19 protein-coding genes are annotated in these 22,910 nt (G+C 66.7%); 9 read left to right on the top strand and 10 right to left on the bottom strand.

From position 1 onward, the window contains the following. Positions 1-191: 191 nt before the first annotated feature. From ACZ1H8_RS03805 to ACZ1H8_RS03785, 5 genes are all read left to right on the top strand, one after another. Entirely contained in the window at positions 192-3,281 is a 3,090-nt protein-coding gene (locus ACZ1H8_RS03805) for a TonB-dependent receptor plug domain-containing protein (RefSeq protein WP_465180057.1), read from the top strand. A 92-nt stretch (positions 3,282-3,373) separates the two neighbouring features. Beyond that, complete coding sequence (locus tag ACZ1H8_RS03800) at positions 3,374-4,576, top strand: alpha/beta hydrolase (RefSeq protein WP_465180056.1); 1,203 nt, start codon at positions 3,374-3,376, stop codon at positions 4,574-4,576. A gap of 99 nt (positions 4,577-4,675) precedes the next feature. Then, positions 4,676-7,207, top strand: coding sequence for a glycoside hydrolase family 3 protein (locus tag ACZ1H8_RS03795; RefSeq protein WP_465180055.1), 2,532 nt, complete (start codon positions 4,676-4,678; stop codon positions 7,205-7,207). 106 nt (positions 7,208-7,313) lie between these two features. After that, positions 7,314-8,366: a LacI family DNA-binding transcriptional regulator gene (locus ACZ1H8_RS03790; protein WP_465180054.1), complete on the top strand. Its 1,053-nt coding sequence runs from the start codon at positions 7,314-7,316 to the stop codon at positions 8,364-8,366. A 158-nt stretch (positions 8,367-8,524) separates the two neighbouring features. After that, positions 8,525-9,649: an IS481 family transposase gene (locus ACZ1H8_RS03785; RefSeq protein ID WP_465180053.1), complete on the top strand. Its 1,125-nt coding sequence runs from the start codon at positions 8,525-8,527 to the stop codon at positions 9,647-9,649. Positions 9,650-9,936: 287 nt separating this feature from the next. Here ACZ1H8_RS03785 and ACZ1H8_RS03780 read toward each other — a convergent pair whose 3' ends face one another. From ACZ1H8_RS03780 to ACZ1H8_RS03760, 5 genes are read right to left on the bottom strand one after another with little or no spacing between them, the layout of a single operon-like run. Continuing rightward, on the bottom strand, positions 9,937-11,085 hold the full coding sequence (locus tag ACZ1H8_RS03780) for an NAD(P)/FAD-dependent oxidoreductase (protein ID WP_465180052.1): 1,149 nt from the start codon (positions 11,083-11,085) through the stop codon (positions 9,937-9,939). Further along, a complete protein-coding gene (locus tag ACZ1H8_RS03775; RefSeq protein WP_465180051.1) occupies positions 11,082-11,402 on the bottom strand; it encodes a hypothetical protein in 321 nt (106 codons plus the stop codon). Before ACZ1H8_RS03775 ends, ACZ1H8_RS03780 begins: the two co-directional genes overlap by 4 nt. Continuing rightward, entirely contained in the window at positions 11,369-12,073 is a 705-nt protein-coding gene (locus ACZ1H8_RS03770; RefSeq protein ID WP_465180050.1) for a hypothetical protein, read from the bottom strand. The genes ACZ1H8_RS03775 and ACZ1H8_RS03770 overlap by 34 nt, the downstream gene beginning before the upstream one ends. Then, positions 12,070-12,897, bottom strand: coding sequence for a sugar phosphate isomerase/epimerase family protein (locus ACZ1H8_RS03765; protein WP_465180049.1), 828 nt, complete (start codon positions 12,895-12,897; stop codon positions 12,070-12,072). Before ACZ1H8_RS03765 ends, ACZ1H8_RS03770 begins: the two co-directional genes overlap by 4 nt. Then, the gene (locus ACZ1H8_RS03760; protein ID WP_465180048.1) at positions 12,894-13,871 is read right to left on the bottom strand and encodes an NAD-dependent epimerase/dehydratase family protein; all 978 of its coding nucleotides are present in this window, start codon (positions 13,869-13,871) and stop codon (positions 12,894-12,896) included. Before ACZ1H8_RS03760 ends, ACZ1H8_RS03765 begins: the two co-directional genes overlap by 4 nt. A 171-nt stretch (positions 13,872-14,042) precedes the next feature. Here ACZ1H8_RS03760 and ACZ1H8_RS03755 point away from each other — a divergent pair, with 171 nt between their 5' ends. After that, complete coding sequence (locus ACZ1H8_RS03755) at positions 14,043-15,620, top strand: hypothetical protein (protein ID WP_465180047.1); 1,578 nt, start codon at positions 14,043-14,045, stop codon at positions 15,618-15,620. On the opposite strand, the gene ACZ1H8_RS03750 is transcribed toward ACZ1H8_RS03755, so the two are convergent. The 3 genes from ACZ1H8_RS03750 to ACZ1H8_RS03740 form a co-directional block, all read right to left on the bottom strand. Then, on the bottom strand, positions 15,621-16,238 hold the full coding sequence (locus ACZ1H8_RS03750) for a glutathione S-transferase family protein (protein ID WP_465180046.1): 618 nt from the start codon (positions 16,236-16,238) through the stop codon (positions 15,621-15,623). A gap of 102 nt (positions 16,239-16,340) precedes the next feature. Beyond that, complete coding sequence (locus ACZ1H8_RS03745) at positions 16,341-16,913, bottom strand: hypothetical protein (protein WP_465180045.1); 573 nt, start codon at positions 16,911-16,913, stop codon at positions 16,341-16,343. Next, complete coding sequence (locus ACZ1H8_RS03740; RefSeq protein ID WP_465180044.1) at positions 16,888-17,919, bottom strand: NAD(P)H-quinone oxidoreductase; 1,032 nt, start codon at positions 17,917-17,919, stop codon at positions 16,888-16,890. Before ACZ1H8_RS03740 ends, ACZ1H8_RS03745 begins: the two co-directional genes overlap by 26 nt. A 92-nt stretch (positions 17,920-18,011) precedes the next feature. On the opposite strand from ACZ1H8_RS03740, the gene ACZ1H8_RS03735 reads away from it, so the two are divergent. The 3 genes from ACZ1H8_RS03735 (at position 18,012) to ACZ1H8_RS03725 (ending at position 21,420) form a co-directional block, all read left to right on the top strand. Continuing rightward, positions 18,012-18,209, top strand: coding sequence for a DUF1192 domain-containing protein (locus tag ACZ1H8_RS03735; RefSeq protein ID WP_465181330.1), 198 nt, complete (start codon positions 18,012-18,014; stop codon positions 18,207-18,209). A 136-nt stretch (positions 18,210-18,345) separates the two neighbouring features. Further along, positions 18,346-20,664 (top strand): ATP-dependent Clp protease ATP-binding subunit ClpA, encoded by a 2,319-nt coding sequence (gene clpA, locus ACZ1H8_RS03730; RefSeq protein WP_110152367.1) that lies wholly within the window; start codon positions 18,346-18,348, stop codon positions 20,662-20,664. A 174-nt stretch (positions 20,665-20,838) separates the two neighbouring features. Further along, positions 20,839-21,420 carry a TetR/AcrR family transcriptional regulator gene (locus ACZ1H8_RS03725; RefSeq protein WP_465180043.1) on the top strand — a complete coding sequence of 194 codons (582 nt, stop codon included), beginning with the start codon at positions 20,839-20,841 and terminating at the stop codon, positions 21,418-21,420. A gap of 13 nt (positions 21,421-21,433) precedes the next feature. Here ACZ1H8_RS03725 and ACZ1H8_RS03720 read toward each other — a convergent pair whose 3' ends face one another. Further along, complete coding sequence (locus tag ACZ1H8_RS03720; RefSeq protein WP_465180042.1) at positions 21,434-22,225, bottom strand: SDR family NAD(P)-dependent oxidoreductase; 792 nt, start codon at positions 22,223-22,225, stop codon at positions 21,434-21,436. Next, positions 22,222-22,791, bottom strand: a complete 570-nt coding sequence (locus ACZ1H8_RS03715; RefSeq protein ID WP_465180041.1) for a DUF4334 domain-containing protein — start codon at positions 22,789-22,791, stop codon at positions 22,222-22,224. Before ACZ1H8_RS03715 ends, ACZ1H8_RS03720 begins: the two co-directional genes overlap by 4 nt. Positions 22,792-22,910 lie beyond the last annotated feature (119 nt).

Below are 22,910 nucleotides of genomic sequence, written 5' to 3'. Positions count from 1 at the left end.
GTCGTTTCAATTGGCTATGCCAAATAACACAGTTTCGCCGACATCGTTGTCTGTTTTCGTCTGGACACCGATGTCTCGAAATGTCTAGACATCGGTGTCTCGATCAGACCGGCAAGCGGCGGCGGGATTAAAAACCATTGGGGGAGAGGATCATGAGGGGAATCGCTCGCGACATGCGTTGTCGCGCAAGCATGGCGGTCATCGCCATCGGCCTGCTGATGTCGGGCCAGGCACTGGCCCAGGAAACACCGACCGAACCGGCGCAGGACGACACGGTGGTGGCACCGGCGGAGCAGGCGCAGGATGCCGAGCCTGTCGCTTCGGACGAGATCGTCGTCACCGGATCGAACATCTCCGGTGTGAAGCCGATCGGCAGCCAGGCGATCACCGTCAGCCGCGACGACATCCTGTCGAGCGGCCGCAGCACCGTTGCCGATGTGCTGCGCACCCTGCCGCAGGTCCAGAATGTCAGCGGCTCGTTCGACGCGGCAAGCTCCGGCGCCAGCGGCAGCTCGCAGTCGGGCGCGAACCCCAGCCGCGGCACCGCGATCAACATTCGCGGCGTCGGCCAGGGCGGCACGCTGACCCTGGTCAACGGCCACCGCGTCACGCCGTCGGGCACCGCGGGCGCCTTTACCGAGGCGAACCAGGTGCCGATCGCGGCGGTCGAGCGAATCGAGGTGATCCTCGACGGCGCCTCCGCGGTCTATGGGTCGGACGCGATCGCCGGCGTGATCAACTATGTGCTGCGCAAGAATTTCACCGGGGTCGAGCTGACCGGCCGCTATACCGCGGGCCAATATGGCAATGACGACTGGGCGCTGAGCGGCGTCGCCGGCACCCACTGGAACATCGGCGGCGGCACCGGCAGCGTCATCGCGACGTTCGAATATTCACGCCGCGAACCCTATCTGCGCGGCCGCAACCCGCGCATGCGCGAAAATCAGCTGCCCTATGGCGGCAACGACAATCGCGTCACCACCGGCGGCACGGCGACGGTCCCGCTGAACGGCAACATCATCGTCCCCACGGTCGATCCGGCCAACCCGTTCGGGGCTGGCCCGGTCAATCCCAACTTCCCGCTGGGCGGAGCCAACACCTATTATGCGCTGCCGTCCAATCCGGATGGCCGCATCCTGACGCTGGCCGATCTGCGCGAGGTGCGCAGCGGGTCGTGCGTCGGCGCGGTCACCACGACCTGCGCCGTCTATCCCAACGTCACCGACCGCAGCCTGTACGAGGATTATCTCAGCCGCCAGACGCGCAAGCAGGCGTCGGTGCTGATCAACCAGGAGGTGGGGCGCCTCAGCCTCTACAACGAGTTCTTCTGGACGCGGACCGATCAGTTCACCCGCACCTATGGACCGGGCAATGCCGCGACCAACCCCACGCTCAACATCAATCCCGACAGCCAATATTATGCCCCGCTGGCCGGGCTGCCCAATCTGGTGCGCTTCAACACCACCAACTTCACCTTCGGGCCCCAGCCGATCCAGGTGCAGTATAATCTGGTCGACCGGATGCCGGCCGACCTGCGCATCGGGAACCAGAATTTCGACGAAAGCTTCAACAATACCTTCGGCGCGCGGCTGCCGCTGTTCGGCGACCTGACCGCCGAGGCCTATTATAATTTCGGCCAGAACAAGACCTGCGGTGTCTGCTATCTCGGCACCTTCATCTCGCTCGAGCAGAACGACCTGCAGGGTGTGGCCGCGGTCAACGCGATCCAGCAGCTGGTCAATCTGCCGTCCAGCAATCCGCTGGCGCTGAACCCGCTGTCGACCGCGCCGTTCACGCAGGGGCAGCTCGACTATATCCTGGGCAACAACCAGCAATATGCCCAGAACTGGAGCCACGACGTCGTCGCCAAGATCGACGGCACGCTGATCGACTGGGCGCCCGGCCGCTGGAAATTCGCGCTGGGCGGTGAATATTATTACGGCATTCAGAAGCTTCAGAACGCCGGCAACCGCCCGCCCGATCCGGGGTCGGTCACCACGCCCGACGCCAATGCCCGCACCACGCGCACCCAATATGCCGCGTTCGGCGAACTCTATATGCCGATGGTCAACCAGGACATGGGCGTGCCGCTGGTGCGCGACCTGACCGTCAGCGCGGCGCTGCGCTATGACGATTATTCGGACTTCGGCAACACCACCAACGGCAAGGTCAGCGCGACCTGGGAACTGGTCGAGGGGTTCAAGCTGCGCGGATCCTGGGGCACGTCGTTCCGTGCGCCGGGCCTGCCCGAGCTCAATTCGGGCGCCTTCTCGTTCGCACTGGGCGGCAACATCACGCCCACGCCGGAGATCGCCGCGCTGCTGGACGGCACGCGTCAGGCCAATGGCTCGCTGAACGTCATCAACATCATCGGCAGCAACAAGAATCTGCGCCCCGAAACCGGCACCAACTGGCAGTTCGGCGCCGATTTCACCCCGACCTTCGCCCCGGGGCTGCGCATCTCGGGCACCTATTACAACCTTAACTATGCCAACAAGCTGGGCACGGCGGGCGTGCCGTTCACGATCAATTCGTTCGTGCCCGGCGCGCTGGCGAGCGTCGACCTGTTCAACCGCTACAGCGCCTATATCATCCCGCTGAACAATGTCCGCACCGCCACCGGATGCAGTGCGATCGATCCGCGGGCGCAGGAATTTTCGGGCTTTCTCTACACCGCGATCGCCGGCTTCAACCCGCGCGACATCTGCAACGCCGACCTGATCATCGACGGACGCAGCATCAGCGCGGCCAAGACGGTGCAGGAGGGGATCGACCTGTCGGTCAATTATTTCCGGCCGACCGATATCGGCAATTTCAGCTTCAACGTGTCGCTCAACCATATCCTGCGCAATGCCGAGGCGACGGTCGAGGGCGCGCCGCTGGTCAAGCGGCTGGACACGGTCGGCGATCCGATCAGCTGGCGCGGCCGCGGCAGCGTGACCTATAACCGGGGGCCGTTCACCGCGACGATGTTCGGCAATTATATCGGCAGCTACATCAACGACCTGCCGATCACGCTGAGCGGCGCGGCCGCGCCGCTGCCGCAGAGCCGGGTGCCGTCCTGGACGACGTTCGATCTCAGCCTGTCCTTCGCCTATCCGCGCGGCGAGGAACGCTGGGGCTTCATGCGCGGCGTGCGGCTGGGGCTGACGGTCAACAATGTGTTCGGCAGCGAGCCGCCGATCGTGCTGTCGACGGCCAGCGGCAATTCCTCGATCGACCTGTTCACGCACAATGCCTTTGGCCGGTCGATGCAGGTATCGCTCACCAAGGCATTCTGACGGACCATCATATCACAAGGGGGCGGGGTTCCCTTCGGGGAACCCCGGATCAATTCAGGGAGCATGAGGCAATGAAGACGATCGGATCGAGAATGGCGGTGGCTGTCGCCGCATTGATGGCGCCCGCGATCGGCTGGGCACAGCCGGCGGCGCCGGGGCAGGGCGCACCGGGTCAGGCGGCATCCTGCCGGCCGCAGGGCATGTTCGCGCCGCCGCCCAGCTACAAGCCGGTCGAGCAGCTGGCCGACGGCCGCGTCACCTTCCGCATCTGCGCACCCGAGGCGCGGGAAGTGAAGGTCACCAGCAGCGACAATGCCGACGCCATCCCGATGGGCTTCCCGCCCGGCACGCCGTACGGCCTGACGATGACGCGCGACGCGACCGGGCTGTGGAGTGCGACCACGCTCAAGCCGGTGGCCGCCGACACCTATCGCTTCAACTTCCAGGTCGATGGCGCGCGCGTGCCCAATCCGATGGGGACGACCTGGTCCGAGGAGCGGATGGGGATCAACTCGACCTTCGAGACCTTCGGCCCCGAAGGCGCATTCCAGACCTATCGCCGCGAGGTGCCGCACGGCACCGTGTCCGAGATCGAATATTGGTCGGAATCGCTGGGCGTGAAGCGTCGGGCGCATGTCTATACGCCGCCGGGCTATATGAACGGCACGACCAAATATCCGGTGCTCTATCTGGTGCACGGTGCCGGCGACAGCGACGACAGCTGGACCAGCGTCGGCCATGCCCATTACATCCTCGACAATCTGATCGCCGAGGGCAAGGCGAAGCCGATGATCATCGTCATGCCGTTCGGCCACACCCCCGACCGGCCGGGCACCGACCTGCTCAACAACAACGACTTCGGCAACGACCTGCTCAAGGACCTGCTGCCGCAGGTCGAGCGCAGCTTCCGCACGATCAACGCGCCGCAGAGCCGGGCAATGGCCGGCCTGTCGATGGGCGGGGCGCACACGATCCGCAACGGGCTGACCCATTCGGACCTGTTCCGCTATATCGGCATCTTCTCGATGGGGCTGGGCTTCGGCCCGGACGCGCAGAAGCAGGTGACCGATTACGAAGCCGCCAACGACGCGGCGCTGAAGCGTGGTGCGAAGGAATTCAAGCTGGTCTATTATGCGATGGGCAAGGAGGATTTCCTCTATCCCACGGTCGCACCGACCCGCGGCGTGCTGAACAAATATGGCATCGCCCATGTCTATGAAGAGACGCCGGGCGGCCATACCTGGATCAACTGGCGGCGCTATCTCGCCGATTTCGCGCCGCGCCTATTCCAATAGGATTTCGTCCTGCCGGGGAGGGGGCTGGCCTCTCCGGCACGGGCGTTGCACTTGGCGTTGTGAACGTTCACAAGGCCGAAAAATGATGAGAGGTTTGATATGAGATTCGGTCCAATCGCCCTTGGGCTCCTTGCCAGCGCCGCCATCGCGCTGCCCGCCGCGGCGCAGGAAAAGCGCGCAGGCTCCGCCGTCGCCAACCCCGCCTTGTGGCCGGTGGTGAAGAGCAAGGTGACCAAGGATCCGAAGATCGAGGCGCGGGTCGAACAGATCCTCGCCGCCATGTCGGTCGAGGACAAGGTCGGCCAGCTGATCCAGGTCGACATCGCCAATATCAAGCCCAACGACCTCAAGACCTACAAGCTGGGCTCGATCCTCAACGGCGGCGCGAGCGGCCCCTATGGCAATGACAAGGCGCCGCCGGCCGACTGGCTGCGGCTGGCCGACGAATTCTACACGGCATCGATGGACCGCAGCGACGGCCGGCCGAAGGTGCCGGTGATCTGGGGCACCGACGCGGTGCACGGCAACAACAATGTCCCCGGCGCCACGCTCTTCCCGCACAATATCGGGCTGGGCGCATCGCGAAACTATGATCTGGCGCGCCGTATCGGCGAGGCGACGGCGGTCGAGACCGCAGCCGCCGGCCAGGACTGGACCTTCGCGCCGACGGTCGCGGTGGCGCAGGACGATCGCTGGGGCCGCACCTATGAAAGCTATTCGGAGGATCCCGCAGTCGTGCGCGGCTTTGCCGGCGCGGTGGTCGAGGGGATTCAGGGCCGCCCGGGCAGCAAGGACTTCCTGCTGCCCAACCGCGTGGTCACCTCGACCAAGCATTTCCTGGGCGATGGCGCGACCGATGGCGGGCGTGACCAGGGTGATGCGCTGATCACCGAACGCGAGCTGATCGACGTCCATCTGCCGGGCTATATCTCCGCGATCGAGGCGGGGACGCAGATCATCATGGTCAGCTTCTCGAGCTGGAACGGGGTCAAGATGACCGCCAATCGCAGCATCCTGACCGATGTGCTGAAGGACCGGATCGGCTTTGACGGCTTCCTGGTCAGCGACTGGAACGCGCATGGCCAGCTGCCCGGCTGCACCACCGAGAATTGTCCGTCGGCGATCAATGCCGGGCTCGATATGTTCATGTATTCGGGCGACAAGTGGAAGACGCTGTACGACAACACGCTGGCCCAGGCGAAGTCGGGCGAGATCCCGGCCGCACGGCTCGACGATGCGGTGCGTCGCATCCTGCGCGTGAAACTGCGCGCCGGCCTGTTCGAGGCGGGCAAGCCGTCGTCGCGCGCGCTGGGCGGCAAGTTCGAGCTGATCGGCGCCCCCGAGCATCGCGCGCTGGCACGCCAGGCGGTGCGCGAGTCGCTGGTTCTGCTGAAGAATGAAGGCGTGCTGCCGCTGAAGCCCAAGGCAAACATCCTGATCGCCGGCACAGCGGCCGACGACATCTCGCAGGCGACCGGCGGCTGGTCGATCACCTGGCAGGGCAATGACGTCACCAAGGCCGACTTCCCCAACAGCCAGACGATCCGCGACGGCATCGAACAGACGGTGGCGGCGGCCGGCGGCAAGGCAAGCTATTCGGCCGATGGCAGCTTCACCGACCGGCCCGATGTCGCGATCGTGGTGTTCGGCGAAAAGCCCTATGCCGAGATGCTGGGCGACCGCCCGAACCTGGAATTCAGCCCCGGCGACAAGTCGGCGCTCGAGCTGCTGCGCAAGCTGAAGGGCCAGAAGATCCCGGTCGTCGCGGTCTTCCTCTCGGGCCGTCCGATGTGGGTCAATGCCGAGCTGAACGCATCCGACGCGTTCGTCGCCGCCTTCCTGCCCGGGACCGAGGGCGGGGGCGTCGCCGATGTGCTGTTCCGCAAGGCAGATGGCGGCATCGCCAACGACTTCAAGGGCAGGCTCAGCTTCTCCTGGCCGAAGCGTCCCGACCAGTTCGAGCTCGACCGTCGCCGCGCCGGCTACGACCCGCTGTTCCCGTTCGGCTATGGCCTGACCTATGCCAAGCCCGGCCGCGTGCCGAAGCTGAGCGAGGACCGGCCGATGGGTAGCGCGATCACCACCGATGTCGTGTTCGGCCGCGGCGGTTCGCCCGACGGCTGGAACCTGGTGCTCTACGGCGTGCCGCAGATGCCCAAGTCGGTCGTAACCGGATCGACCGGCGCGCTGTTCGGCGACCTGTTCAAGGTGCGCAATGTCGACCGCCGTACCCAGGAGGATTCGCGCGCCTTCACCTGGAGTGGCCGCATCCCGGCCGAGGCGCGGATCGAGCCGTCGCGCCCGATCGACCTCAGCCGTCAGGCGGCGGCGGGCGACAGCCTGATCGTCGAATATCGCGTCGATACCGCACCGACCGGCCCGGTCCAACTCGGCATGGTCAGCGGCGACGTGACCCGCGTGGTCGTGCCGATCACCGATGCGGTGAAGGCGGCGCCGGCGGGCAGCTGGCAGCGCGTGGCGGTGCCGCTCAGCTGCTTCGCGGGCAAGGGGCTCGACATGGCGCGGGTCACCGCACCGTTCGTGCTGGCCAGCCCGGGCGCGGGTGGGCTGACCCTGTCCGACGTGAAGCTGGGCAAGGCCGAGGCACCGCTTCCCTGTCCCGCAAACTGATCGGGCCTGCCCGGCGGCGCGACTTTCACGGTCGCGCCGCTTGGCAAGCGTCATGGGGACCGATAACCACCAGGCGGCGAGTGTTCGCAGCAAGGTTCGGGAACCCATGACCAGGCGCGGCGCGTCGCTGACCATCTATGACATTGCCCGGTCGGCCGGCGTCTCGCCCAAGACGGTGTCGCGCGTCATCAACCGCAACCCGCAGGTCGGTGCCGATCTGCGCGACCGCGTCAACAAGGCGATCGACGAGCTCGGCTACGAGCCCAATTTGTCGGCGCGCGCGCTGAAGGGGCCGCGCGGCTATACGCTGGCGCTGCTGACCAATCCCGAACTGGTCGAGCCGCCCGAGGATGACGACTGGTATCTCGTCCCCTATGTCGGCGCGCTGGAGGCGGCGGCGCTGCGCACCGCCCAGCAATATGGCTATCGCTTCCTGGTCGAGGGCATCCATCTCGATGCCGAGGCGATGGCGCTGGATCTGTCGCGCTATCGGCGGCGTCAGATCGACGGCGTGGTCCTGTTGCCGCCCGCCTGCGACAATGCGGCGCTGCTGGACGCGCTGGGCGCGCGCGAAATCCCGTTCGTGCGCATCTCGCCCGGCATCGACCCGCAGCGCGGCGCGACGATCTCGATCGACGAGCGCGGCGGGGCGCGGGCGGCGACCGAGCATCTGCTGAGCCTGGGGCATCGGCGGATCGCGATGGTCTCGGGCCCCAGCGCGCACGGCGCGGCGGCGGCGCGCGTCGACGGCTTTCGCGACGCGATGGCCGCGGTCGCCGATGGCTGGGATCCGCCGATCGAGCAGGGCGACTTCCTCCCCGCCTCGGGCTATCGCATCGCCGGCGAGATGCTGGACCGGACGGAGCCGCCGACCGCGATCTTCGCCGCCAATGACGGCATGGCCGCGGGCGTCATCGCTGCCGGCATCGACCGCGGCCTGCGGCTTCCGCGCGACCTGTCGGTCGTCGGCTTCGACGACACCGACGCGGCGCGCTACACCTGGCCGCCGCTGACCACCATCCGCCAGCCGCTGACCCTGATGGCGCGCCAGGCGATCGAGCTGCTTTCGGCGATGGTCGACGGACTGCCCGACGCCCCTGCGCACGTCCAGCTCGACCACCGGCTGGTGGTCCGCAAGTCGACCTGCCCGCCTGCGTGAGCGGGGCAGGGATGCGGGCAGAGACGCGGAGGCGCAGAGGGGTGAGCGTTTGGGTCGCCCCACAAACCTCGTCACCCCTGCCCTCAAGTGTACAGACCGGAGACATGGTGGACAGGTGTGCGGGGACATGGTGGACACATCGGGCATGGAGGAAAGCCATGCCGTTCAAGGAGTGTTCGCGGATGTCGGAGCGGGAAGAGTTTTGCCGCTTGGCTGGTTTGGCTGGCAGTAATCGGCGTGAGTTATGCCGCCGGTTCGGGATCAGCCCGAGCGTTGGCTACAAGTGGCTTGGACGCTATCGGGTTGAAGGAGCAGCGGGTCTTTCGGATCGGTCTCGCTGCCCGACGAGGAGTCCGAACCGGACATCGAAGGATCTGGAGGCGCAGGTCCTGGCGGTGCGAGCCGAGCATCCGAAGTGGGGTGGTCGCAAGATCAGGCGTGTCTTGCAGGATGACGGTGTCGCCGAGGTGCCCTCTGCCTCGACGATCACGGACATCCTGCGTCGCCATGGCCGTCTCGATGGGCCAGGAGCCGGGTATGTCCGTCACTGGACGCGCTTCGAGCATGCCGAACCGAACGATCTGTGGCAGATGGATTTCAAGGGTCATTTCGCGATGCGCGAGGGTCGCTGCCATCCGTTGACAGTGCTCGACGACCACTCCCGCTACTCGCTGACGATCGGTGCGTGCGACAATGAGCGGACGGCGACGGTGCAGGCTCATCTGACGAGGCTGTTCGAACGCCATGGCCTGCCGCGACGCATCCTGACCGACAATGGTTCGCCTTGGGGAACGGCGGGAAGCAGCGAGCGTCATACAGTTCTCACCGTCTGGCTCATGGACCTTGGCATGGTGGTGACGCATGGCCGGCCTTACCATCCGCAGACGCAGGGCAAGGACGAACGCTTCCATCGGACACTCAAGGGCGAAGTGCTGGACGGGCGCATCTTCGAGACCCTGGCCGAGGCGCAGAAGGCGTTCGACGCCTGGCGTCACGTCTACAACACCAGGCGACCGCATGAGGCGCTTGGTCTGCAAACCCCGGCCGCGCGCTACCGCCCAAGTCCCCGCTCGATGCCGGGCCGCATCGTTCCGCCGGAATATGAGCCCCAGGCCCATGTCCGCAAGGTACGCGGAAACGGCGCTGTTAGCTTCAAGGGACGCAATCTGAGCACCTGCAAGGCCTTCGCCGGCCGGTATGTCGCCTTACGCGCGACCGAAACCGATGGTGTCTTCGACCTATGCTATCGCCACCACCAACTAGCGCAGATCGATCTGCGCTAGTTGGCGGTATATCCGTCCACCATGTCCCCGCACACCTGTTCGCCTTGTCTCCAGTCTAAACACTGCAATGCCGGGGTCCACGGGGCGGCACGTCCCGGACCTGAGGGGGCTTCCGACAGTGGGGTCCGTGGGCCGTCGGGTCGGGTGTCGTGGCCAACACGCGTTCAGGATGGAGGAAGGGTAGACCCCGGCACTTCGGCCGGGGTGACGTGGTGCTTGCCGTCCATGTCGCTCTCCTCCCCCGGATGCGCAGCATCCTGGGGAGGAAACTGGTGGTCCATTTTCCTTCACGCGCGTCCGCAGACATAGTCGTCATGCGCATCGCGGCATTCGGGTTCGGTCATCCGCATCAGGTCGAACAGGTCGTAGATATTGTCGATCTTGCCGCCCATGATCGAGGTGATGCGCGAGGTTGCGGGGTGGCGGTGGAACAGGATCGGCCGGCCGTCGACGCGCTCGTTCTTCAGCAGAACCGTCTTGATGTCGTAGATCGAGCGTTCCCACCGCGCCTCGCGGATCGAGGGCAGGTAGCGCGCCGAATCGAGCAGCATGTGGCGGACGCGGCTCTCGCGCGCCTCGCCCTCGCGCAGGCGCTGGGCCGGGTCGATGTGCGAGCGGCCGGACCAGCTGAGCTGCGGCGTGTAGCGGACATGGGTCAGCGAATAGAGACCCTCGGCGGGATAGGGCATGGTCGAGAAGAACGGGCCGTCCATGACGGTGACGCCGAGGCCGTCGAGGCTGGGGGGCGGCTGGACCAGCGCGAGCTCGGCCAGCTCGAACTTCAGCGGGGCGGGTGGCAGGCCGGCGAGGTCGAGCAGCTCGTTGATATGGGCGTAGGTCACGTTGAAGGCGCGACCCGCCCGGATCACGCTGCCGTCCGCCAGTTCGGCCGTCACGCCTTCACCCTGTTCGGACAGCGCCGCGATCGGCTGGCCATAGAGCGTCCGCACCCCGTGCCGGTCGAGCCGGTCGAGCAGCGCGGCCTGGAGGCGCGACCAGTCGAAGGCATATTCGCGGCATTCGAACACCGCCTCGATCGTGTCGGGGTCGAACAGCCCGGCCTCGCGCTGGTCGGCGGGGCGGATCGGTGCGTCCATGCCGGCGAACATGCGGTGGAACCGCCCCGCGGACACTTTCGACCGGCGCCGCGCGATCGCGTAGAGCATGCGGAAATCGTCGACCACCGCCTCGGGAAAGTCCGCGACGAAGCGGGTGTGCAGCACCTTCGACTTGACGGCGGTGACGAAGCTGCGCGGATAATGGAAGCCGGTATGAACCCGCGCCTGGTTGACGCGCGAGGCGCGGGTGAGCGGCGCCGGTTCCGCCTCGACCAGCACGACCTTTTCGCTGATCGAGCGCAGGAACAGGGCGAGGCAGCAGCCATAGAAGCCGCCGCCGATAATCAGATAGTCGGCATCGATTGCCGTGCCGCTCATCGCGGCGTCCGGGCGATGCCCGCGTCGATGTCGACGTTCAGGTCGTCCTGTCGCCCGAACAGGTCGATCGTACCGATCTCATCGACGATCAGGTCGTCTGCGGCTGGATCCAGCCGCTCCATGATCTTCTGCATGCCGGTGGATACGCCGAACAGCGCGAAGCCGAGAAAGGCAGCGGTCAGGCTCTGGACGATCGCGGTGCTGAACCAGCCCGGCTGGACGTGCGGCATGAACAGCCAGACCGCGATCGAGTAGAGCGCGAAGGCGATCCCGGCGGCGACGGTCAGCAGCGACAGGATGCCGACCGCGGCGAGCACCAGCGGCGCGGAACTGACCAGCAGGCGGTAGGCGAGGGCGACACGCCGGCCCGATTGACGCGTCGCACGGCGGCGGCGCGGAACCCGCGAGACGCGCTGACGCCGGACCGCGAAGCCTTCGTCACGCGGCGGAAAGCGCAGCGCCAGGTCGCGTTCGGGATGGGCGAGCAGCCGGTTGAGGAGGCGCGCGGAAAGGCCGCGGTCAGCGTGTCGCGGACCGAAACGTCGAACCCGGCTGCGGCGCCCAGCATCGCCAGCGGTCCCTCGATCAGCCTGGTCTCGTCATCGGCGCAGACGATCGCGGTGTCGCCATCGGCGGCCTGGTGCGCGAGTTCGACCAGTTGGGCGGGCTCATGCTCGCCGATCCCGGTCAGGATCACGACATCGCCGATCGCCTCGGCAGCGGCCAGCGCGCGGCGGCGGCGATAGAAGCCCGGATGCGCCCGCACCCGGATCCAGCGGAGATTGCGCAGCTCCTCGCCATGCCGGTCGATCCCGGCGGGCGGCAGCTGGTCGCCATCGGCGATCAGGATCAGTTCCCAGTAGCGAAAGGCCTGGTCGATCGCCTGGGCGGTGCGGCGCACCGTGTCGAATTCCTCGGCGGTGATCGCACCTGCCGGAAAACAGACCGATACCAGCACATCCTCGCGGCGCTCGCGTGCGGATGTCATCCCTCTGCCCCCGTCAATCGCCCCAGCGCGCGATCGAGTTCGTCCAGGGCATCGTCGCCCGGATTGCGCATCTCGATCGAGACCCAGCGATCATATCCCGCGGCGTCCAGCGCCTGCAACACGGCATCGGCATGGGCGCGCGTCGCGGGGGCGGGGGCCAGCTGCGGCTCGCTGACATGGACGTGCGACACGACCGGCAGCATGCGCTCGATCAACGTGCCGATATCGCCGAACCGGCCGGTCATGTGCAGCGCGCCGATGTCGAAATTCAGTGTGACGCCGGGATGGTCGGCCTGAAGCACGAAGGCGTGGGCCGACTCCATGTCGGTCAGGAAATTGGTGCCATAGGCGCTGGGATTCGGCTCGATCGCGATCACTGCCCCCTGCGCCACTACCTGGTCGGCCAGCGTGCGGAAGCTGTCGGCGGCAAAGGCCATCGCGTCTTCCTGGCTCATGCCCTCGGGGACGATCCGCTGGAGCGGCGATCCGAAGACCAGATTGGGAATGCCGAGCCGTCCGGCCAGCGCGATTGCGCGCTCCAGCCCGTTGATCAGCCTGGCATGCTGCTCGGGCGTGCCGAACAGCGCGGCATCCTGGACACCGAACAGCAAGGACTGCATCGAGACGAGCTGCAGCCCGGCATCGGCTACCTCGTCCAGCAGGCGCGCGACTGCCGCGTCCGACGGCTCGAACCGGTCCGGCTCGCCGTCGAGGAACAGCCCGGGCGCAATCTCCAGGCCCGTCGCACCATGGCGGCGCAGCGTGGCATAGGCCTCGGCGCGCTCGGCTGGCGCCCAGGCGATGTTGGAGACGGCGATCTTCATGCCGCCGCCCGCTGGTTTGCGAAGAAGTCGTGCAGCCGGTCGAGCACCGTCGCGCGATCCTGGCTATAGTCCCCGGTCCGGCCCCAGAGATCGGCATGGCGGGTGCGCATGTCCTCGCGATAGACGGAAGCGGCCGAGGGCGGGAAGGGCTCGCCGGTGAGTTCGCGATACAGGTCGGCGACCTCGATCGGCTCGGGTGCGAGATGCAGCACCGGTACGCGATGCTCGATCGCGCGACCGATATCGGCCCAAAGCTCGGCCAGACCGTAGAATTGGAAGCGGCTCTCGCCATTGGCGAAGGCTAGCGCGGTCGCACCGATCGCGCCCAGCGCCGCGACCAGTTCGTCCTCCCGTCCGCGCCGGCGAAGCAGCGCGCGGTCGCAGCGATACATGGAGAGACCCTCGTCCCAGCCATAGACCGCATCGAGTTCGACCCGCGCCGCCTCCGGGATCGCGTCGCGAATTTCGCCCAGGCGCGCCTCGGTCAGGAAGGACGGAGCGGGGTTGAGCATGTCGAACAGCAGATTCTTCTTGAGGCCCGCGCCGTAGAGCGCCGGCAGCCGCAGGACATGGCAGGTCGGGAAGATCTCCTGCGCCGCGACCTCGAGATGGCGGCGGTTGCGACCATAGGCCCTGTCGGTCTCGAAGGCGTCGCTACCCTCGTTCAGTCCGGCATTGGCATCGGCCAGTACCGCGATGGTCGAGATCAGCACGAAGCGCTGTGCCTCGATCCCGCGCAGATGGCCGATCAGCGCATCGATGTTCTCCAGGTCGCGACCGGGATTGCGGTTCGCCTCCCACATCGTTGCCGGGGCGGCGGCGCAGACGACCGTGCCGAAGCTGCGCCCGGCGCTGTCGCCGATCGTGCGCGAGGCATAGTGCGCCGCGAACTCGTGCGACAGGCGAAGATTGGTGCCGACAAAGCCGGTCGCGCCAATCAGAGCGTCGGGCTGGGGCGTATCCGGGCTGGTCATGATGCCCCTGCTCTGGCTGTGCTTAGATCCGGCCGCGGCGGGATGCCGCGACGCCCACCGGTTGCGGCATCGGCCGGAGCGAATCAAGTCCTCCCGCTCTTGGCTTGGCGGTCATCGACTGGCATCTGGCGGATCGGGGCGGCCGATCGGGGCCGGACGGGGGACAGACTGATGATCGGACGACGGACACTGGCAGACAGGCCGATCGCGGCAGGGATCGCCGCGGCACTGGTCTGCCTGTTCCTCCTGCTGACGCTCGTCCAGATCCGGGATCCCTGGGGCGACGAGGCGATGCTCGTCACGAACCTGCTCCACGAAGGGGCAGGCGCGCTGTTCCGGCCGATGGCCTATTATGATCAGGCGACCCCGCTGGGCCACCGGCTGCTCGGCATGATCATGGCGCAGATCGGGAGCGCGGGCGGGATCGTCGGTGCGGTGTTCGCCTTGCGGCTGCTGACCGCTGCCGTCGCCGCGCTGGTCGCGGTGTCGGTCTACCGGATCGTTCGCCCCCACGCCGCGGCCGCCTTCGCCGCGCTTGCCGCGATCATCGCGATCGCCGCGCCGATGCCGCTGCGCTATGTCAGCGAGATCAAGCATTACGAGTTCGAGGCGGCTGCCGCGGCATTGCTGATGCTCGCCGCCGCCTGCTTGGCGCGCGACGGTACGGGGCGGCGCGAGTTGCTCCTCTATCTGGCGGCGGCTTTGTTCGCCTGCCTCTTCACCTTCACCGCGCCGATCCTGCTGGCCGTGTCGGCCGCGGCGGTGGCGCTGACCGTCGCGCTGCGCCGCCGGTCGCTCTTCTCGATCCTTGGTCAGCCTTCGGTGCTGGCGGCGCTGGTTGCCGGCGTGGCGCTCGCCCTGATCCTGTATCTTGGCTATTCGCGCCCGGTCACCGTCCACCAGCTGTCGGCCTATCCGGTCGCCTATGAGGTGCCGGCCACGATCGGCGGCCGTCTGTCCTGGATGCTCGCGGGTCTGCCCAAGCTGCTGCACATGTGGCTGACGCTGGTCGCGCCCTGGGGCGACATGATCCGCCAGCCCTCGGTCGCGCTCTCGGGCGCGTTCGGGTTGTTGCTGATCGTGTCGCTGGTACTCGCCGCGCGCCGCGCGCCGTTCGTTGCGGCCTTTGCGGGGCTGCTGATGCTGGCGGTGCTGGCGGCGATCCTGGTCGGCGTCGTTCCCATCACCTCGACCCGCCACTTCCTGTTCATGCAGCCGGTGCTGGTTGTGCTGCTGTTGGTCGCGCTCGTCGAGCTGCAGTCGCTCGTCCGGCTCCCCCAGGTCGCGCTTGCGGCGATCGCGGTGGTGATCGCGCTTGGCTATGTCGCGCTCGGCCTGTCGTCGCTGCGCACGCTGAAGGTCCAGGCGATCGCGCCGCTGCTGCAACAGGCGCGCGCCGCCGGTCCCGAGGCGCCGGTGTGGATCCAGTCTGCGGGCCAGCCGACCGCGCGCCTCGTCCGGCCCGAGGGGCAGCGGTTCATCGGCAAGCTCGATCCGCGCAGCCTGCCCGAGGGATGGCATGTCGCGGCGGGCGAGTGGACCTCGCCGCACGACCAGACGGTCCGCCCCGATTATTATCGCCGGACCGCCGAAAGCTTCCGGGCGCACCCGCAGCTGTGGATGCTGTTCATCGAGCGCAGCGACGAAGAGCGCCAGCCAATGCTCGATGCGGTGACCGCGGCCTATGGCAGCTGCACCGAGGCGGGCAGGGACATCGGCGCGACGCTCTATCGCTGCACCCGTCGCTGATCAGGCGTCGATCGGCACATGCCCCGGCTGTGATGCGACCCGCGCCAGCCAGTCGCGAAGGTGAGGATAGGGGGCGAGGTCGAGCTGCCCTTCCTCCGCCACATGGGTATAGGCGTAGAGCGCGATGTCGGCGATGGTGAACTGTCCGGCGGCGAACCAGTCGGCGCGCGACAGATGATCGTCCATCAGCGCCAGCGCCGCGATCGCGGCGTCGCGCTTGCCCGGCAGGTTCGCCCGCTGCAGTTCGGACAGATTCTCCTCGCCGACCCAGCCATACCAGAAGCGCAAGGTGGCGACGTTGGGCTCGTGATTATATTGCTCCCAGAAAAGCCAACGCATCATGTCGGCATGCGCGAACCGCTCCTTGGGGATGAGCGGCGTGCCGTGGGCGAGGTACAGGCAGGCGGCATTGCTCTCGGGCAGGAAGGTCTCGCCGATCTGCAGCGTCGGGATCCGGCCATTGGCGTTGACCGCCGCCAGGAACTCGGGCGTGCGCGTCTCGCCCTTCAGGATGTCGTAACTGCGCCGCGCGATCGGCTGGCCGACATGGGAGGCGGTCAGCCGGATCTTGTAGCAATTCCCCGACGGCGCAAATTCGTGCAGCACCAGTTCCGACATCGTCACCTCCCCGTGAAAGCTGCAGACGTCATGCCGATGGCGCGTCGCCTGTCCAACTGAAAGCGGCGCGGCATCTGCAAGCCTGGCTTATCGATCGCCGCGTCAGATGATCCCTTGTTCCTCGCGCGTGCGGACGTGATGACGCCAGGTGAGCCAGGCCCATAGCGCAACCGTTCCGACGAACACCCAGCCCCACAGATGATTCCAGAACGGGAAGATCGTGCCGTCGCGCACGTCCCGCCCGGCTGCGCGGTTCAGCATCTCGATACCCTCGTCGCTGAGCGGCATCGCCGTCGTCTCCCAGCGCGAGCGGGTAAACAGCACGTCGCCCATGTCGCGATAATAGAAGAAGGGCATGCCCAGCAGCGTGATCTCGCGCACCGAATAGCCCACCCTGGCTTCGCGCTGGTCAAAGTTGCCAGACGGCGGGGCGGCGTTCGCCAGTCCGCGGACCGCGTCGAACGCCCATTCCGCCTTGCTCCGCGGGCGCTCGACATGCACGCCCCACCTCGACACCGCGCGTTCCGGCGCGCTCAGTTCGCCCGGCGGAATCTCGACATCGGCGACATGCACGACGACCGGCCGGTTGCTCGCCAGCCAGGGCCGGTCCGAAAACAGCATGATCGCAACGAACGCGATGATGATCGCGCTAAGCAGATTCTCCCGCACCGACATGTTCAACCTCCCCCATGGTCAGAACGATCTTCCCGATATGCCCCCCGCCATCCATGCGGGCATGCGCCGCGGCCGCATCCCCCAGCGCGAAGGTGCGGTCGATCAGCGGCTTTAGCCGACCCTGCGCGACCACCGGCCAGACGGTGCGGGCCAGCTCTTCGGTCACCATCGTCTTGAACGCGGCGTCGCGCGGGCGCAGCGTCGATCCTGTCAGCGTCAGCCGGTTGCGCATGATATGGAAGATCGGGATTTCGGCGGTCATGCCGCCCTGGGTCGCGATCGAAACATGGCGGCCATCCTCGGCCAGGCATTTCAGGTTGCGCGGCAGATAGTCGCCCCCGACCATGTCGAGCACGATGTCCACCCCGCGGCCTTCGGTGATCGCCTTGACCCGCTCGACGAAATCCTCGGTCCGGTAATTGATCGCATGATCGGCACCATGTGCCAGCGCAGCGGCGCATTTGTCGTCGCTGCCCGCGGTGACGATGATGGTGAGGCCGAACAGCTTCGCCAGGCTGATCGCCATCGTGCCGATCCCGCTGGTGCCGCCATGGACCAGCGCACTATCGCCACTGCGGGCATTGGCGCGCTCGAACAAATTGGTCCACACGGTGAACAGCGTCTCTGGCATCGCCGCCGCCTCGATCATCGTCAGCGTCGGCGGCACGGGCAGGCACTGGCCAGCGGGCGCCACGCAATATTCGGCATAGCCGCCCCCGGCGACCAGCGCGCAGACCGACTGGCCGATCAGTTCCGACCCAGCGCCTTCGCCGGCCGCGACGACCTCTCCCGCAACTTCCAGGCCCAGGATCGACGGCGCGCCGGGGGGCGGGGGATAGGCACCCTGGCGCTGCACCACGTCGGGGCGATTGACGCCAGCGGCGACCACGCGGATCAGGACCTCGCCGGGCCCGGGCTGCGGCACCGGCCGCTGGACCGGGATCAGCACCTCGGGCCCGCCCGGCGACTCGGGATCGATCGCGCGCATCAGTGTCGGAAGCGTCATCAATTCGATCCCATCGGTAGGTCCAGCCTCTCCAAAAGAGGGGCTTGCCCGTTATTGACATCGCCGCCCTGCGGGTCAACGTTATGACTGCGATGGACCTCGACGAGACTCTTCCGCGTCGCAAGGACGACCTGGTCGCCGAACTGGCGAAGCAGGATCTCGATCCCTATTCGGTCGCCGAGCTCGACGAGCGGATCGAGCGCCTTCAGGCGGAGATCGAACGGACCCGTGCCAAGCGGGAAAAGGCCGTTCACCATCGTGCAAGCGCAGACGCGTTATTCAAGCGATGAGCGGTGCACCGGAGCGAAGCGCGACCGCCGCCAAACTCCGGTACCGGGCCGCACCGCTTGATGCGAGCGTCCTCACTCCCGACATACAGGGAAAGCGGACCGCGTATCCTCCTGGTCCGACTGGAGTTGTCATCTGATGCCAAGTTTCGCCTCCGCCCTTGAATCCACCCTGCACAAGGCGCTGGAAGCCGCGTCTTCGCGCCGCCACGAATATGCGACGCTCGAGCATCTTCTGCTCGCGCTCGTCGATGACGAGCATGCGTCGAAGGTGATGAGCGCGTGCGGCGTGGAACTGGGCGAACTGAAGAACACCGTCGCCCATTATCTCGACACCGAGCTCGAGGCGCTGAAGGTCGAGACGGCGACCGATCCCTCGCCGACCAGCGGGTTTCAGCGTGTCGTCCAGCGCGCCATCCTCCATGTCCAGTCGTCGGGCCGCGACGAGGTGACCGGCGCGAACGTGCTCGTCGCCCTGTTCAGCGAGCGCGAGAGCTATGCCGTCTATTTCCTGCAGCAGCAGGACATGAGCCGGCTCGACGCGGTCAGCTTCATCAGCCACGGCGTCGGCAAGGGCGCGACCCCGACCGAGGCAAGCACGCCCAAGGGCGCCGACGAGGACAAGTCGGCCAAGGCCGATGCCAAGAGCGGCAAGGGCGAAAGTGCGCTGAAGCAGTTCACCGTCGACCTCAACGAGAAGGCCCGCAACGGCAAGGTCGATCCGCTGATCGGTCGCGGCCCCGAAGTGGACCGCACGATCCAGATCCTGTGCCGCCGCAGCAAGAACAACCCGCTTTATGTGGGCGATCCTGGCGTCGGCAAGACGGCGATCGCCGAGGGTCTCGCGCGCAAGATCGTCGAGGGCGAGGTGCCCGACGTTCTGAAGGAAGCGGTGATCTATTCGCTCGACATGGGCGCGCTGCTGGCCGGCACCCGCTATCGCGGCGATTTCGAGGAGCGGCTGAAGCAGGTCGTCAACGAGCTTGAGAAGCTGCCGCACGCGGTGCTGTTCATCGACGAGATCCACACGGTGATCGGCGCGGGCGCCACCTCGGGCGGGGCGATGGATGCGTCCAACCTGCTGAAGCCGGCGCTGTCGGGCGGCACGATCCGCTGCATCGGCTCGACCACTTACAAGGAGTTCCGCAACCACTTCGAGAAGGACCGGGCGCTGCTCCGGCGCTTCCAGAAGATCGACGTGAACGAACCGACGGTCGAGGACACGATCAAGATCATTGCCGGCCTGCGCTCGGCGTTCGAGGGGCACCATTCGGTGAAATATACCCCCGATGCGATCAAGTCCGCGGTCGAGCTGTCGGCGCGCTACATCAACGACCGCAAGCTGCCCGACAAGGCGATCGACGTGATCGACGAAGTCGGCGCGATGCAGATGCTGGTGCCGCCGTCGAAGCGCAAGAAGGTCATCACCGCGAAGGAGATCGAGCAGGTCATCGCGACCATGGCGCGCATCCCGGCCAAGAGCGTGTCGACCGACGATACCCGCGTGCTGGCCAATCTGGAGACCGACCTGAAGCGGGTGGTGTTCGGCCAGGACAAGGCGATCGAGGTGCTCAGCTCGGCAATCAAGCTCAGCCGTGCGGGCCTGCGCGATCCGGACAAGCCGATCGGCAACTATCTGTTCTCGGGCCCGACCGGCGTCGGCAAGACCGAGGTTGCCAAGCAGCTGTCCGAACTGCTCGGCATCCCGCTCCAGCGGTTCGACATGTCCGAATATATGGAGCGCCACAGCATCTCGCGGCTGATCGGTGCGCCTCCGGGCTATGTCGGCTATGATCAGGGCGGCCTGCTGACCGACGCAATCGACCAGCAGCCGCACTGCGTGCTGCTGCTCGACGAGATCGAGAAGGCGCATCCCGACCTGTTCAACATCCTGTTGCAGGTGATGGACAACGGGAAGCTGACCGATCACCACGGCAAGACGGTGGATTTCCGCAATGTCGTGCTGATCATGACGACCAATGCGGGTGCCAGCGACATGGCGCGCGAATCGATCGGCTTCGGCGATCTGACTCGCGACGATGTCCAGGAAGAGGCGGTGAAGAAGCTCTTCACCCCCGAATTCCGCAACCGCCTCGATGCGATCGTGCCGTTCGACTATCTGCCGACCCAGGTCGTGTCGCGGGTGGTGGACAAGTTCATCCTCCAGCTGGAGCTTCAGCTGTCGGATCGTGGCGTCCACATTCAGCTCGACGACGAGGCCAAGGCCTGGCTGACCGAGCGCGGCTACGACAAACTGTATGGCGCGCGCCCGATGGGCCGGCTGATCCAGCAGAAGGTCAAGCAGCCGCTGGCCGAGGAGCTTCTGTTCGGCAAGCTGATCCATGGCGGCGAAGTCAGCGTGAAGCTGAAGGACAACGAGCTTGCCTTCCAGATCACGCCCGCCGCGCCGAAAAAGCCTGGCAAGGGCCGCGGCAAGAAGGCAGTCGCCAAGGCGTAAGCCGCGCCGATTGCCAGAACGAGACAGCGGGCCGGAGCGCAAGCTTCGGCCCGTTTCTCTTTCGACTCGCAGGCAGCCAGCCCGCGCGTTCGAGAATTGCTTTGATTACAGCGCGATCGCTGGTGCATCCTCGTTCGCGATGTGCAGCGCCACCGACCTTGGGATCGACGGAAGATGACCCGACAGGGAGTGGACGATCCCGTCCGGTCGCTGCGCGCGGATGCCCAGCAGAACAGGCAGCGGATCCTGGATGCGGCGGACCAGGTGTTCCAGCGCCATGGCTTCGACGTGTCGCTCGACCAGATCATCGCCGCGGCGGGCGTGGGGCGGACGACCTTCTTCCGCCACTTCCCCGACCGGCAGAGCCTGTTGATCCGGCTGCTCGAACGCTCGCTGGACGAGATGCAGGAACAGGCCGAACAGCTTCGCAGCCGCGACGACGGCCTGCTGGTGATCCTGGCGATCATGGCCGAGCGGATCGGGATGCGTGCGGCACTGGTCGAATATTGGAACGCCGCGGACCCGGCGCACCCGGCGGTCCAGGCGGCGTTCGCAAGGACGGGTACGATCTTCGCGGACGTCATCGCCCGGGCGAGCCGGGCGGGTCTGTGCCGGGCCGACCTCACACCGTCGGACATCGCGATGATGGCGCGTATGATCGCTGCCGCGGTTCACGGCTCGCCGCCGGGGCACAAGGCGGCCGCCGCTGGCCGGGCCGCGACCTTGCTACTCGAAGGCTATCGCGCCGCCGGCTGACCGCGCTCCCGGCTCACAGATTCTTCATCAGCCGCGGCAACAGGCTTTGCGGGATCAGATGCTGGGCAAGCGCGGCGAGGCCGGACCCACTCCCGGCCAGCACCATCGCCTTGCCGTCGCGCATCCCGTCATAGCCCGCCCGCGCTACCTCTTCGGCAGTGGCGCCGCGGCCACTGGCGAACCATTTCCTGAGCATCGAGGTGCCGTCGAACGAGTCGATCTCGGCGGTCTTCGCGAATTTCGTCTGGACCGGGCCGGGGGCCAGGCAGGTGACGCTGACCCCATGCGGACGCAATTCCTCGCGCAGCGCGGCGGTGAAGGCGTTCACATAGGCCTTGGTCGCGCCATAGGCAGCAAATCGGACGGCGGGCACCATGCCCGCGGTCGACCCGACATTGAGAATCGTGCCGCTGCCCCGTTCCCGCATCCGCGCGCCGAACACTGCCGACAATTGCGTCAACGCAATCACGTTGAGGTGCAGCATCGTCTCGATCCGCCGCGGGTCGGTATCGACGACGTCGCCGAACGTCGCGAAACCGGCATTGTTGACCAGCGTATCGATTTGCCAGTCCTGCGCGTCGCAATGCGCGAGCAGCGCGTCGGGCGCGCCCGGCTGCGACAGATCCTGGACATGGATATCCAGCGTGCCGCCAAGCCCGGCCATCTCGTCGCGCAGCCGGTCCAGCTCCTCGGGAACCAGGCTGACTGCAAGCACATGCGCGCCATCGGACAGGAAAAGCCTGGTGAATGCCTTGCCGATGCCGGACCCGGCCCCGGTCACGATGACCTGTTCCGGACGGCTCATGACCGGTCTCCCGCCGCCGCGGCGGTTTCGCGACGCAGGACAAAAAAGAACGGATCGGCCAGGCCGCGCATGTCCATCGCCCCGACCAGCGTATCCGGCCCGGCGGCCCGAAACACGTCGTTGATGGGCAGCGCGTCGTAGATCATCGTCGCCGACACGACCCCGCGATACTCCGTCATGCGCAACCGGGCATGCGGTTTGGACGAGGCGATCAGCCCGGCGCCCAGCTTGAACAGCCCGGCCGCCGCCGAACTCCGCGCCAGCCCGCCATGCTCAAGCGCGATCGACAACGGAATGCGCGACGGATCGACCGAGATCACGCCTTCGCCCTTGTCGAACAGCAGGGGATAGGCACCGTCCGCGCTGTCGAACCGCTTGCCGTGCCAGCCATATTGTTCGAGCAGCCCGTCGAAGGGATTGCCGGTCGGAATGCCGCTGCCTTTCCACGCGCCGATCATCTGATCGACGGTGACGGGAGGAAGGCCGTCATAGAAGGCGAGGGCGGTCGCGAGGTCGGTGCCGGCTTCGAGCGCGGCGAGGCGGGCGGCGGTATCGTTGGTAGCCATGAGACACAGAACGATAAACGGTACTGAGAGTTCCGTTTATTCTCCCCTTCCGCGTGCGGCAGGGGTCGGGGGAGGGCGTGTCACCAGGCTGAGTTCGATTGGGCAGGCCCTCCCCTAGC

It is taken from the genome of Sphingomonas sp. BL-S-25 (assembly GCF_055521555.1).
The sequence above is the reverse complement of the archived record's forward strand: the minus strand, read 5'-3'. Positions and strand labels throughout refer to the sequence as shown.

Excerpts from the sequence above, each read along its gene's own strand:
- ACZ1H8_RS03740 (WP_465180044.1), bottom strand. The coding sequence starts at position 17,919 with ATGACGCTTCCGACACTGATGCGCGCGATCGATCCCGAGTCGCCGGGC.
- ACZ1H8_RS03785 (WP_465180053.1), top strand. The coding sequence starts at position 8,525 with ATGCCGTTCAAGGAGTGTTCGCGGATGTCGGAGCGGGAAGAGTTTTGC.
- ACZ1H8_RS03800 (WP_465180056.1), top strand. The coding sequence starts at position 3,374 with ATGGCGGTGGCTGTCGCCGCATTGATGGCGCCCGCGATCGGCTGGGCA.
- ACZ1H8_RS03795 (WP_465180055.1), top strand. The coding sequence starts at position 4,676 with ATGAGATTCGGTCCAATCGCCCTTGGGCTCCTTGCCAGCGCCGCCATC.
- ACZ1H8_RS03805 (WP_465180057.1), top strand. The coding sequence starts at position 192 with ATGGCGGTCATCGCCATCGGCCTGCTGATGTCGGGCCAGGCACTGGCC.
- ACZ1H8_RS03750 (WP_465180046.1), bottom strand. The coding sequence starts at position 16,238 with ATGTCGGAACTGGTGCTGCACGAATTTGCGCCGTCGGGGAATTGCTAC.
- clpA (WP_110152367.1), top strand. The coding sequence starts at position 18,346 with ATGCCAAGTTTCGCCTCCGCCCTTGAATCCACCCTGCACAAGGCGCTG.
- ACZ1H8_RS03735 (WP_465181330.1), top strand. The coding sequence starts at position 18,012 with ATGGACCTCGACGAGACTCTTCCGCGTCGCAAGGACGACCTGGTCGCC.
- ACZ1H8_RS03760 (WP_465180048.1), bottom strand. The coding sequence starts at position 13,871 with ATGACCAGCCCGGATACGCCCCAGCCCGACGCTCTGATTGGCGCGACC.
- ACZ1H8_RS03720 (WP_465180042.1), bottom strand. The coding sequence starts at position 22,225 with ATGAGCCGTCCGGAACAGGTCATCGTGACCGGGGCCGGGTCCGGCATC.
- ACZ1H8_RS03770 (WP_465180050.1), bottom strand. The coding sequence starts at position 12,073 with ATGACATCCGCACGCGAGCGCCGCGAGGATGTGCTGGTATCGGTCTGT.
- ACZ1H8_RS03755 (WP_465180047.1), top strand. The coding sequence starts at position 14,043 with ATGATCGGACGACGGACACTGGCAGACAGGCCGATCGCGGCAGGGATC.
- ACZ1H8_RS03780 (WP_465180052.1), bottom strand. The coding sequence starts at position 11,085 with ATGAGCGGCACGGCAATCGATGCCGACTATCTGATTATCGGCGGCGGC.
- ACZ1H8_RS03765 (WP_465180049.1), bottom strand. The coding sequence starts at position 12,897 with ATGAAGATCGCCGTCTCCAACATCGCCTGGGCGCCAGCCGAGCGCGCC.
- ACZ1H8_RS03745 (WP_465180045.1), bottom strand. The coding sequence starts at position 16,913 with ATGTCGGTGCGGGAGAATCTGCTTAGCGCGATCATCATCGCGTTCGTT.
- ACZ1H8_RS03790 (WP_465180054.1), top strand. The coding sequence starts at position 7,314 with ATGACCAGGCGCGGCGCGTCGCTGACCATCTATGACATTGCCCGGTCG.
- ACZ1H8_RS03725 (WP_465180043.1), top strand. The coding sequence starts at position 20,839 with ATGACCCGACAGGGAGTGGACGATCCCGTCCGGTCGCTGCGCGCGGAT.
- ACZ1H8_RS03715 (WP_465180041.1), bottom strand. The coding sequence starts at position 22,791 with ATGGCTACCAACGATACCGCCGCCCGCCTCGCCGCGCTCGAAGCCGGC.